The sequence below is a fragment of the Methanohalophilus sp. RSK genome (assembly GCF_003722075.1).
GTDB lineage: Archaea > Halobacteriota > Methanosarcinia > Methanosarcinales > Methanosarcinaceae > Methanohalophilus.
Genome location: NZ_RDSK01000003.1, coordinates 1 through 11,820 on the forward strand (window position 1 = coordinate 1; position 11,820 = coordinate 11,820).

10 protein-coding genes are annotated in these 11,820 nt (G+C 46.8%); 7 read left to right on the plus strand and 3 right to left on the minus strand.

What is annotated here, in order from left to right:
• The first annotated feature begins 374 nt into the window (after window positions 1–374).
• The 5 genes from EFE42_RS02045 (at window position 375) to EFE42_RS02065 (ending at window position 6,665) form a co-directional block, all read left to right on the plus strand.
• Window positions 375–1,868: a 2-isopropylmalate synthase gene (locus EFE42_RS02045; RefSeq protein ID WP_123135690.1), complete on the plus strand. Its 1,494-nt coding sequence runs from the start codon at window positions 375–377 to the stop codon at window positions 1,866–1,868.
• Between the two features lie 5 nt (window positions 1,869–1,873).
• Window positions 1,874–2,632 (plus strand): TatD family hydrolase, encoded by a 759-nt coding sequence (locus tag EFE42_RS02050; protein ID WP_123135691.1) that lies wholly within the window; start codon window positions 1,874–1,876, stop codon window positions 2,630–2,632.
• Window positions 2,633–2,641: 9 nt separating this feature from the next.
• A complete protein-coding gene (locus tag EFE42_RS02055; protein WP_123135692.1) occupies window positions 2,642–3,277 on the plus strand; it encodes an MBL fold metallo-hydrolase in 636 nt (211 codons plus the stop codon).
• Window positions 3,278–3,286: 9 nt separating this feature from the next.
• The gene (locus tag EFE42_RS02060) at window positions 3,287–5,125 is read left to right on the plus strand and encodes a YgiQ family radical SAM protein (protein WP_123135693.1); all 1,839 of its coding nucleotides are present in this window, start codon (window positions 3,287–3,289) and stop codon (window positions 5,123–5,125) included.
• Window positions 5,126–5,198: 73 nt separating this feature from the next.
• Complete coding sequence (locus EFE42_RS02065) at window positions 5,199–6,665, plus strand: response regulator (RefSeq protein ID WP_123135694.1); 1,467 nt, start codon at window positions 5,199–5,201, stop codon at window positions 6,663–6,665.
• On the opposite strand, the gene EFE42_RS02070 is transcribed toward EFE42_RS02065, so the two are convergent.
• Together EFE42_RS02070 and EFE42_RS02075 are read right to left on the minus strand one after the other, a co-directional pair.
• Window positions 6,662–7,723: a (Fe-S)-binding protein gene (locus tag EFE42_RS02070; protein ID WP_123135695.1), complete on the minus strand. Its 1,062-nt coding sequence runs from the start codon at window positions 7,721–7,723 to the stop codon at window positions 6,662–6,664. The two genes, EFE42_RS02065 and EFE42_RS02070, sit on opposite strands and share 4 nt — an antisense overlap.
• Entirely contained in the window at window positions 7,720–9,096 is a 1,377-nt protein-coding gene (locus EFE42_RS02075) for an FAD-binding oxidoreductase (protein ID WP_123135696.1), read from the minus strand. Before EFE42_RS02075 ends, EFE42_RS02070 begins: the two co-directional genes overlap by 4 nt.
• Before the next feature lie 82 nt (window positions 9,097–9,178).
• On the opposite strand from EFE42_RS02075, the gene arcS reads away from it, so the two are divergent.
• Both arcS and rimI read left to right on the plus strand, forming a co-directional pair.
• Window positions 9,179–11,011 carry an archaeosine synthase subunit alpha gene (arcS, locus tag EFE42_RS02080; RefSeq protein ID WP_123135697.1) on the plus strand — a complete coding sequence of 611 codons (1,833 nt, stop codon included), beginning with the start codon at window positions 9,179–9,181 and terminating at the stop codon, window positions 11,009–11,011.
• A 20-nt stretch (window positions 11,012–11,031) separates the two neighbouring features.
• The gene (gene rimI, locus EFE42_RS02085) at window positions 11,032–11,517 is read left to right on the plus strand and encodes a ribosomal protein S18-alanine N-acetyltransferase (protein ID WP_123135698.1); all 486 of its coding nucleotides are present in this window, start codon (window positions 11,032–11,034) and stop codon (window positions 11,515–11,517) included.
• A 7-nt stretch (window positions 11,518–11,524) separates the two neighbouring features.
• On the opposite strand, the gene EFE42_RS02090 is transcribed toward rimI, so the two are convergent.
• On the minus strand, window positions 11,525–11,809 hold the full coding sequence (locus EFE42_RS02090) for a UPF0058 family protein (RefSeq protein WP_123135699.1): 285 nt from the start codon (window positions 11,807–11,809) through the stop codon (window positions 11,525–11,527).
• Window positions 11,810–11,820 lie beyond the last annotated feature (11 nt).

Consider the following 11,820-nt stretch of genomic DNA (forward strand, 5'->3'; position numbering starts at 1 on the left):
AACTGCCATTGCGTGAGTCAGACAGAATTGTTATCTCCTGTCTCCATTGATATGAAGGTGATTATGTTTCCACACACGTATTGTGCGGGAACTCATGAATATCGCTTTTGATATATATACCTTTTGATCCGGCCAGGCCGGAACAAATCACACGACAAACCGGCGAGGTTCGCGCATGAAACAGGTTATAGAAAGCAGCCCTAAGATACCATCATAATATATATAGATTTCGTGATAAGGCATTTCACATGGATTTGCGGAATCCAAACATAAATAACACGCAAATATAAATAGTAGAAAAGCAAAGTAATTTGCGGGATTTATTATGTATGCGAAGAACCAACTGAGGGATCGCTTTTTACAGCGCTGAATCGATTAGAAATAAAGAAATAACCATTTTTGATACTACCCTTCGCGACGGGGAACAAACCCCTGGTGTATCCCTGACCCCAAAACAGAAGTTCAATATTGCAACGCAGCTTGACAAGCTTGGGGTAGATACGATTGAAGCAGGTTTTCCAATAGCATCCGAAGGAGACAAAGAATCGGTACAATCAATAGCCAACGCAGGCCTTACTTCCGAGGTCTGCGGTCTTGCCCGGGTGCTTACAAAAGATATCGACGCCTGTATAGACGCAGGAGTGGATATGGTGCACACCTTCGTCTCCACATCGGATATCCAGAGGGAACATACCATACGCAAAAGTCGTGAAGAAGTACAACAAATGGCCACCCAGGCCGTGGGATACATAAAAGACCACGGACTGAGATGTATGTTTTCTGCTATGGATGCCACACGAACCGACCTCGATTACCTGGTAGCAATCTACGGGGCAGCAGAGGAAGCTGGATGTGATATTATCAACGTGCCGGACACCGTGGGCGTAATGTCCCCGTCGGGCATGTATAACCTGATAAGTGACCTACGCCAGGAAATCAGTATACCCATAGATACACACTGCCACAACGACTTTGGGCTTGCTGTATCAAACAGCCTGATGGGAATCGAAGCGGGGGCTAACCAGGCACAGGTGACGGTGAACGGTCTTGGTGAGAGAGCAGGCAACGCAGATCTGGCAGAAACGGTCATGAGCCTCAGATCCATATACGGCGCCAGCCTCAATATCAATACAGAATATATCGTTGAAACCGCACGAATGGTCGAACGTTATACAACCGTTCCTATTACAGCCCATCGTCCGGTTGTTGGTGAGAATGCGTTTGCGCATGAATCAGGAATCCATACCCACGGCGTCCTCGAGAATTCTGACACCTTCGAACCGGGCATAATGACCCCGGAGATGGTGGGCCACACACGCCGTATCGTACTGGGCAAACATGCCGGCAAACATGCGGTACGCAGATCCCTTGAAGCTGCCAACCTTAACCCCAATGATGAACAACTCAATCACATCATTGAGAAGGTAAAAACAATAGCAGACAAGGGCAAGCGACTGACAGATGCTGACCTGTACGCGATTGCCTGTGCAGTCATGCACAAACCAACGGGTAAGCCTGCAATTGACCTCAAAGAGCTGTCTGTAATGACGGGTAACGTCACAACACCTACAGCCGTTGTGAAAGCACAGGTTAACGATGAAGAAAAGATACTTTCAAATATCGGAACCGGGCCCGTTGATGCCGCACTCAAGGCAGTAACCGGTATAATCGGGGAACACGCCACCATAAGCATCCACGACTTCCGCATTGAAGCGGTAACCGGTGGTTCGGATGCCGTTGCAGAAGTGATAGTCGGCGTACAGGATGAAAACGGACGGATAGTGTCCGCACGTTCCGCAAGTGCAGATATTGTATATGCATCCGTTGAAGCACTCGTAACCGCTATTAACATGCTCCTCCAGAAGTGAGGAACATGTTACCTTATTTTATTGATTCACACTGCCATCTTGATTTTTCCAAGTTCAACCGCGATCGTGAAGAGGTTATCCATCGTGCAAAAGAAGCAGGGGCCTGTGAAATGATCAACTCGGGTATTGATCTGAAAACCAACATTTCAACCCTTGAACTGGCTAAAACCCATGACTGCATCCACCCAACAATAGGGTTAAGCCCCATGCTCGCCACAAATCCCGATAAAGACAGGCCGCAGGAAGTTCTCTCCCAGCTGGATGAACAGGCCGGACAGGCCATAGGAATAGGGGAAGCGGGGGTGGACTACTATCACTGTACGGATGAGAAACTGCGCAAGAGACAGAGAGATATATTCGAACAGGTCATCTCAATCGCGGAAAAACATACAAAACCGCTGGTTATCCATGGTAGGGATGCCGAGGAAGAAGCGCTTGCAATGGCAGGCCATCTGGACAGGGTAATCTTCCATTGCTACGGTGGCTCCCTTGAAACAATGAAAAAAATAACTGATGCCGGCCACTACATATCCATACCTACCCTGGTCTGCTTCTCCAGCCATCACAAAGAGATCGCTGCCACTGTACCTGAAGAACTCATGCTGATAGAAACAGACAGCCCCTATCTTTCACCTCGCAAGGGCCGCAATGAACCCGCATACCTGATTGATTCCATAAATACAATAGCAGAAAAAAGGAATATGGAACCTGCCGACGTGGCAGAAATCACACGGAAAAACACCTATACCGCATTCAAAATCTAAGGGATACATATGAAAGTCATACAATGCAATGCCACCACCAATGATGCAAACTCCTACCTTATAAACGACAGTATCCTCATCGATACCGGGCTGAACGGAGAAAGACTTGCCCGGGAAATTGAAACTCATATAGATCTCAATAAACTGGAACTGATAATCCTGACCCACTGCCACTATGATCATACAGCAGCTGTGCCCCTGCTTGTGGAACTCAGTGGGGCAAAGGTCGGCGTCCACAGGGCAGATGAGCCTATGCTCACGGATGATATGGGAAGTGTATCAACATTCTTTGGGCAAAAAGCGCCTGCTATCGAGCCGGATATCCTCTATGAAGACGGAGACATGATCAAATTAGACGAAATCGAAGCCCTTCAGATAATCCACACACCCGGCCACACTCCGGGAGGCATATGTCTCTACGAACCTTTTTCCAAAAGCCTGTTCTCGGGAGACACAGTCTTTGCATCCGGCGGATTTGGACGCACGGATTTTGAAGGAGGCTCAGCCAGACAACTCACCGAATCAATCGAAAAACTGGCAGAAATCGATGTAGAAACCCTCTATCCCGGCCATGGCCCGGTGGTAAAAAGTGATGCCAACCGCCAGATCCAGCTTTCAATGCGTGCATCCCGAACCATATGGTGATCCAGAACAATGAAACACGATAAAAAAACATCAAACCCCCTCCCGATGTCAAAAAAAGAAATGTATCAGCGGGGATGGGACACCCTTGACATAATCATAGTAACAGGCGATGCATACGTTGACCACCCTTCCTTCGGGGCTGCCCTGATAGGCCGCCTCCTTGAGGCCAGGGGATTCAGAGTAGGAATAATAGCCCAGCCTGCCCACGATAAACCGGAAGAGTTAAAGAAACTTGGAAAACCGGAACTTTTCTTTGCTGCAACCGCCGGCAACATGGACTCAATGGTATCCAACTATACGCCATCCCTCAAGCCACGTAAGCGTGATATGTATTCTCCGGGAGGTACCCCTGGTATGCGACCGGATAGGGCGACCATTGTATATTCCAATCGCATACACCAGGCATACCCGGATGCCCCTATTGTGATTGCAGGCGTAGAAGCCTCCCTGCGCAGACTGGCACAATATGATTTCCAGTCAGGAAAGGTAAGGAAATCAATTCTTGCAGATGCCCCGGCAGACCTTCTTATATATGGGATGGGCGAAACCCAGACAGAAGAAATCGCACGCAGATTACAGGCAGGAGAAGATATCAAACAAATAAAGGACATTCCCGGTACCGTCTGGAAAACCCCGGTGAAAACCTGGAAAGAAGAACTTCAAGGCATGGATTATATCGAACTGGAATCCTACACTACGGTTTCAGAAGAAAAGGAAGCCTTTGCCAGGAATTACAAAACCCTCTGGCAGCAGCAAAATCCGGGAAATGGGAAAATACTGGTCCAGCCCCACCCCAAAACTATCATTGTCCAGAATCCTCCGGCAAAACCTCTTGAGACCCAAAAGCTGGATGAGGTTTATGAGTTACCTTACACAAGACAAAAACACCCCGCTTACAAAGAGGACATCCCTGCTATTGAACCGGTGCGCTTCTCCCTCACTACCCACAGGGGTTGCTTTGGTGCCTGTTCCTTCTGCGCCATCGCCCACCATCAGGGCCGCATGGTTAATTCCAGGAGTATTGAATCACTCTTAAGAGAGGCAAAAAGCCTCACCAAAATGAAAGATTTCAAGGGAAATATCAATGGAGTGGGAGGGCCCACCGCAAATATGTATTCAATGGAATGTTCCCGTTGGAAAGACAAAGGGGTGTGTACCGACAAGCTGTGCCTCTACCCCGAGGTCTGCCCGTCAATGAATACTGACCACAGCAAAAACATGGAACTACTAAACCGTCTGGAACAAATTCCCGGGGTGAAAAAGGTGTTCATAACTTACGGTGTGCGCTACGACCTTGCCCTGACCCAACCTGAGTATCTGGAAATGATATGTAAAAAGCATGTCAGTGGCAGACTTGCTGTGGCACCGGAGCATTATTCAAAAAAAGTCACCGACAGCATGAGAAAACCCGGCAGGGATGTTTTTGAAAAGTTTGTGGAAATGTATTCAGCAATCAACAAGAAACTGGGCAAAGAGCAATACCTTCAGACATATCTCATGTCCGGCCACCCGGGTTGCGGGCTTAAAGAGATGATCGAAACTGCCGAATACATACGTGATAATAAACTGTATAGTGAGCAGGTCCAGGATTTCACACCAACCCCCATGACAGCATCCACCTGCATGTATCATACCGGAATCGACCCCTTCACCGGGGAAAATATAGAAGTTGCCACTTCACGCAGGGACAAGAAGATCCAGCGCACAATCCTCCATTACAGGGACAAACGAAATCGCAAATATATTCTTGAAGCTTTAAAAACGGCAGACCGAATGGATCTTGTGGGTAACAGCTGGAAATGTCTGATTTCCGGTAAAAGCGGCATGTGGGAATCCAAAAAGAAATGAACATTTTTAAAGAAATTTTATATAATTATATGTATATATACATCGTATATATAGACTCTACAGGAGATTGCTCATGCTTCAAAAGAAGCAATTCGAAATACTGATGGTAGATGACAAGCCTGAAGACATCGATATTATCGAGAATATGCTTCAGGCAGAGTATACCATAACAAAGGCAAATTCAGGAATTGACAGCCTGGAGATAATGGAAAAAACAACTCCTGATGTGATTTTGCTGGATATCGACCTGAATGATATCAGTGGCCAAGAAGTATGCAGGATCCTCAAGCAGCGTCAGGATACACGTACCATCCCCCTGATCATCGTAACAGCCATAAACGACAGGGAGGAAAAAATCAGGGCCTTCAATAATGGGGCGGATGATTTTGTCCTGAAACCGGTCGATGAATTCATACTCAAGAGCCGTATTGAGACCCTGCTAAAAGTAAAAGGGTTGCAGCAGCAGATCCTTCAGGAAAGGGACCTGGCACTCAAGTATATAGACACGGCGGGTTCCATAATGATAATCCTGGACAGGCATATGAATATCAAAATTGCGAACCAAAAAACTGCAAAGGTGCTGGGATATGAGACCTCCGTACTAAAGGAAAAAAACTGGATTGACAGTTTTGTTCCTGCAGAGGAAAAAATAAAGGTCAAGAAGCAATTCAAAAGACTACTCAATGAAGAAAAAGGCATACCCGAATACCTGGAAAATCATATTATAAACCGCAAAGGGGAAAAAAGGTTAATTCGCTGGCGCCAGACTGTTTTAAGGGATGATGTGGGTGAAGTAGGAGAAATAGTGGTTGCCGGCGAAGATGTCACAGCCCAGAAAGAGACTGAAGAGCAACTCAAAAAGGCCTACGAAGAATTAAAAACTATAGACCAGGTCAAAAAAGAATTCATTGCCAATATCAGTCATGAACTTCGCACTCCCATGATATCGCTCAAAGGTTTCAGCGACCTGCTCAGCAAAGAGAGGCTCGGAGAACTTGGCGCGGAACAAAAAAAAGCCATGGAGTCCATCTCTCGCAATTCGATATTTCTACACAGACTCATTGAGTCATTATTTTATGCAGATGATACAGCCAGAGATAACATACGCTATTCCTTTAGCCCTCTGGATATAAACAAATTTTTAAAAGAAATACTACAGGACATTTCCATTCAAATTAGGGAAAAGGGAATTACTATAGATACCTGCTTTGATGACAGCGTTTGTGAAATTTCTGGCAGCTCTAATTACCTCAGAAGAGTATTCCTCCACCTGCTGGATAACGCTATCAGGTTTTGCCCGGCAGATTCCATGATATCCATCACAACACTGAAAAAGGAAGATAATATCGATATCTGTTTCGAATATGTACCTGAATTACCAGACACAAGCGAAGACAACATCCCACCTCTTGAAGACATGGACAGGGGAGGCTTACGTATGTGCCGGGAAATTATCGACACACACAAAGGGGAACTGAAAATAACAGAAAGCGAAAGCCTCACACAAATTTTCGTGAAACTCCCGCCACTTCAAAATTAACAGATAGCCTTTTCAAGCAGCTCAATAAGATCTATGAGCTCGCGGTCTTCTGCAGCCATCTCAAGATTGGAACGGCACAGAGGACAGGAAGTTACGAGTAGTTCAGCCTTTTCTGGAATCTCGTCCAGTCTTTTGGAGGCAAGGGACTGGGATAGATCTGAGAAACTTCTCCTCACGCCACCTCCACCACCACAGCAACGTGCATTTTCGTGGTGAGTGTCCATCTCCTCAAGATTGCAGATACGCCTGATAACATTGCGCGGTGCTTCATAGATACCATGTGCCCTGCCTATATGGCACGGGTCGTGATAGGATACGGAAATATCAAGTCTCTTGATATCAAGTTCATCGAGTTTTTGCTCTAAAAATTCGGAAACATGAAGTACATCCAGTTCTCCGGGATAATCCTTTTTCAGGGTAGTGTAGCATCCAGCACATCCTGTGATAATGGTTTTTGCCCCGCTTTTTTTAATCTGTTCCAGGTTATGCTCGATCAATTCGGAGGCATCAGAACCTGTGCGAAGCAGAGGGGAACCACAGCATACCTCATCCTTCAAAACACCCACCCCGAACTTCTTGAGGATATCAAAGGTTTTGCGTGCAACTTCCGGATATCTGTATGCAGTCATACAACCTGCAAAATAAACATACTCACATTTATCAGGCAATTTTTCCTTCTCATCAGATTCAAGCCAATGCAGACGTTGCCGGGATTCACGCAGGGGATTGCCCCATTCAACAGCGTCCTTTTTGAGTTTTTCCTGAGCCTTACTGGCCCCGGCCTTGCGCACAACAGCTGCACGTGCATTTTCAACTATATCCGGAGGTGTTGCCCCGGAAGGACACATTTGTTCACATATTCCGCAGGTTGTACAGGTATCCAGGGAAAACCGGAAACTGTCATCAATATCCGAATCATCATCGATTTGCTGGGCGATGAGCATCCTTCCTCTGGCATTGGTGGATTCCCAACCATATTCATTGAATACGGGACAATAAGCCCTGCAGGTTCCACAGTGTACACATTTCAGGATCGACCTGCGATCTTCACTATTCATTTATCCACCCCCAGTTTTCCGGGATTAAGGATTCCTTTGGGATCAAGGGCTTTCTTGATAAGGGCCATTACCGGCAGGGATGTAGGATGCTCTAGTTCCATGTAGTCCGAGCGTGCACCACCAATGCCGTGTTCTGCGGAGACCGTTCCTCCTAATTCTATTGCCTTGCGGTAGATAAGGTCAGCAGCCCTGTGGAGCTTGTCCCATTCCTCCTCACTGAGCATATCGATACTCATACCGGTATGCAGATTGCCATCTCCTATATGGCCATATATCATGATCGGAATTCCTACTTCATCGGATATCCTGTGTACATTCTCGATCATTTCAGGTATCTTTTTTATCGGCACACCGACATCCTCCCCTACATACACCCGATTGCGCAGGGGATCCAGACGGCTGATTGCCGCCCCCACTATTCGCCGGGCAGCCCAGATGCGGTCACTTTCCTCTTCATCGCGTGCAGCACGTATGTCATCCGCAATCTCTTCACATACCTTTTTCACCATTTCTGAAGCCTCAGAGACCGCACCTTCTGAACCATCCACCTCAACCATGAGAATAGCACCTGCATCAGGGATATCAAGACTCGGATCATAGGATTTCAGGGCACTTATAGTAGTACTATCCAGTATTTCACAGGCTGAGGGAATTGTTCCCGAGGAAAGGATACGCACAACTGCGCCTCCGGCTTTTTCCGCACTATCAAAAGAGAGGAGAATTACCAGCCTGGCGCGAGGGAGGGGATGAATCTTCAAAACTGCCTCAGTAATTATGCCCAGGGTTCCTTCAGAACCTACCATCAGGGCTGTCAGATCATAACCTGAAGCCATTTTTAGTGTTCTTGAACCGGTCCTGATGATGCTGCCGTCCGCAAGGACTACTTCAAGGTCCAGCACATAACGTTTCGTAGTCCCATATTTTACGGAACGCATTCCACTACCATTGTTTGCTATAAGGCCAGCCAGGGTACACATAGCAGTGCTACCAGGGTCAGGAGGGAAGAAAAAGCCGTGGGGCTTCAGAGTTTCATTGAGCCTGGAATGTACAACCCCGGGACCGATTGTTACCTGCAGATTATCAATGTCTATATCGATAATCTCATCCATACCGCTCACATCCAGCACAATTCCACCACGGACCGGTACTGCACCACCTGCAAGCCCACTGGCAGCACCCCGGGCCACCACAGGAATCTCGTTTTCAGAAGCAAGTTTTACTATCTTGCTCACCTGTTCTGAATTATGGGGGCGTACCACATATTCAGGACGACCCTTTACCTGGGATGCATCCGAAGAATAGCAACAAATGTCCGAGGCCGAATTACTTACGTTTTTATCGCCGACTATCTCCTTCAGCCTGTTAAGAAGCATATACGTTCAACCTGTAATATATTGATCAATATTATGTGATTGAGTAGAAAACGTTTACATCTATATAGTTCTATTCTATGCCATGACCAGATACTTCGAAGTCCATCAGCGAGACGGGGCTGCAAGAACGGGAAGCCTCTATCTTAACAAAACGATCCACACACCAGCGGTAATTGACACTTCTTCCCTCAAGCCAAAAGCAGAAGGAGATATAATATACCCTGGCAACCAGTGGTATTTCGGAAGTGGAAAAGCAGCAACACAAGCCACCCTGAATTTAAGGGAACGTGTGGGAAAAGATAAACTTTTAATCATGCCTTCCTGCACATATCCGCCCATGGTAGCAGGAGATGTTACCTGTGAAAAGATTGACGTGCCAGCGGACGAAGGACCCACGGGGGTAGCCTATTCTGAAAGAGATGCGGAAACTACCCGGGACCTCTATGTGGCAGATGGCATCGCCTGTCATGAAGGCAACCCTCGCAGGCTGCTGGCCGAGCTCATGGAGATTAGGAAAAACATTGCACCGGATTCGGCGCTGTATGCACCTAATATCGCCCTGCCGGAAAATCTTGCCATGTTGATTTACCTGGGTGTGGATATCCTGGATACGACAAGGGCAACGATTGCTGCCTTTGAAGATAAATACCTGACATCTGCCGGTTTCATCCACCTGGACAGACTTGCAGAATTGCCCTGCTGCTGTGCCCATTGCAGCGGCATGTGTGCAAAAGAAGTAAAGGATATGGATAAAAAGCAACGTGCCCGACTACTTGAAAAGCATAATATCGCTATTCTTGAGGCAGAAGTGGCCCTTGTCAGACAACGGATACGCAGTGCCTCTCTCAGGGAATACGTGGAAGGAAGATGCCGTCATGCCCCCAGCCTTGTGGCAATGCTGCGCCTGAGTGATGCAGAATACAATTTCCTCGAAGAAAGAACAGCCCTATTCAAACCCGCACCCCTGCTTGCAACAACCTCTGAATCCCTGACAAGGCCCGAAGTTGTACGCTTTGCCCGACGAGTACAGCAGCGATACACACCACCTGAAAAGGATGTCCTGCTACTTTTACCCTGTTCAGCCCGCAAACCTTACTCGATTTCTATGACCCATTCCAGATTCCGCAAGGCACTTGGAAAAAACCTCAAACTTGTACAGGAAGTCATAATTACCTCACCACTGGGAATAGTACCCCGGGAACTGGAAGTCACATATCCCGCAGCACATTATGATACCACAGTAACGGGCTACTGGGATGCAGAGGAACACAGGTGGGTGGAAGAATGCCTGGCAGACTTCCTGCTCAAACATCCTTACAAACATATTGTAGCACATGTGGAAGATGAATATCGCAGTATATGTGAGAACGTATCCAAAAAACTAGGATTGGACATAACTTACACATCCGACGGAAATGTGACTTCCCCAACCTCCCTGCACAAACTGGAAGATACGATGAAAAATTTGTGTGACGGGCTCAGGTACAGGGGAGATTACAGACGGGACATGCTGAAAGCCATTGCAGATTACCAGTTTGGTGCGGGTTGCGGTGAAGCCCTTTTACCCCCTGATTCAAAAATTAAGGCCCCTTTCCCCCGCTACCAGGCATTTCTCGATAAGGAGCAAATCATAACCCTGATTCCCGAAAATGGTACGATAGCCCTGACCATCGAAGGAGCTAAAAGAATCGTTGGAACAGGAAATTATGTTGTAAATATCGATGGTTTCGTGCCGCGGGGTTCAATACTGGCGCCGGGAGTCATTGATGCAGATGAGAGGATTCGCCCTAATGATGAAGTATTCATATGCGGAGATAAAGCATTTTGTGTTGGACGTGCTGCAATGAGCGGCCCGGAGATGATACGCTCAAACCGGGGTATTGCCGTGGATGTAAGGCACGTCAAGAAATTGTAAAATGCCCGGGAGGGGCAACATTGCAGTTTAGAAGATTCGAAGGAAGGGATTTTGCCGAAGTGCTGCAGATTGAAATGGAGGCATTCGAAGACCATGACCCCTACACCTACATGAATTTCTATGAAATGAACCCGGAAGGTTTTCTTGTTGCTGAAAGCGGGAAAACCATTACTGGTTTTGTAATGGGATATCGCAGTAGTGAACAGGAAGGGAGGATATTTTCCCTTGCCGTTAAAAGAGAATTCCAGAAAAGGGGAATCGGTCAGGCATTATTGCAGGTAATACAAAGACATTTTCGCAACCGTAATGTAAAATATGTGCGCCTGGAGGTACGTGCCAGCAATAAAAAAGCCAGGAGTCTTTATAGTCGCATGGGATTTGTCGACTGCTGGTATGAACCGGGCTATTACATAGATGGGGAATGCGGAATAATTATGAAGAAATATCTATATCCCGCAGGTTTGCATGACGATTTACTGACAGGCAATTGGCCTGCCATACCTTAAGTTCCGTTCAATTACTATGTGAAACCCTATGTCCCGATCTCTCGGCAAATTCCTGCATCCTGACAGAGGTCCTGCTTACACTGGATATCTCGTCTTCTGAAATGATGGATGCCAGGTGATTACCGAGGATAAAGATTGCATGCTTGTGTTCTGCTTTGCTTCGATGGATGTGAACCGGACTTATGGAGAGGGAGTTATAATCCTCAAAATCATGTTCTACACCCTGATCTTCCAGATACCTTTTGATTTGGGCCATCAAAGTATGCAACTGGATCAGTTCATCTTTGTGCATTGTAACAACCT

What these genes read in the sequence shown, in the direction of transcription:
- EFE42_RS02090 (WP_123135699.1), bottom strand. Translation starts at nt 11,809, where the DNA reads ATGCACAAAGATGAACTGATCCAGTTGCATACTTTGATGGCCCAAATC.
- EFE42_RS02050 (WP_123135691.1), top strand. Translation starts at nt 1,874, where the DNA reads ATGTTACCTTATTTTATTGATTCACACTGCCATCTTGATTTTTCCAAG.
- EFE42_RS02075 (WP_123135696.1), bottom strand. Translation starts at nt 9,096, where the DNA reads ATGCTTCTTAACAGGCTGAAGGAGATAGTCGGCGATAAAAACGTAAGT.
- EFE42_RS02055 (WP_123135692.1), top strand. Translation starts at nt 2,642, where the DNA reads ATGAAAGTCATACAATGCAATGCCACCACCAATGATGCAAACTCCTAC.
- EFE42_RS02070 (WP_123135695.1), bottom strand. Translation starts at nt 7,723, where the DNA reads ATGAATAGTGAAGATCGCAGGTCGATCCTGAAATGTGTACACTGTGGA.
- arcS (WP_123135697.1), top strand. Translation starts at nt 9,179, where the DNA reads ATGACCAGATACTTCGAAGTCCATCAGCGAGACGGGGCTGCAAGAACG.
- EFE42_RS02065 (WP_123135694.1), top strand. Translation starts at nt 5,199, where the DNA reads ATGCTTCAAAAGAAGCAATTCGAAATACTGATGGTAGATGACAAGCCT.
- EFE42_RS02060 (WP_123135693.1), top strand. Translation starts at nt 3,287, where the DNA reads ATGAAACACGATAAAAAAACATCAAACCCCCTCCCGATGTCAAAAAAA.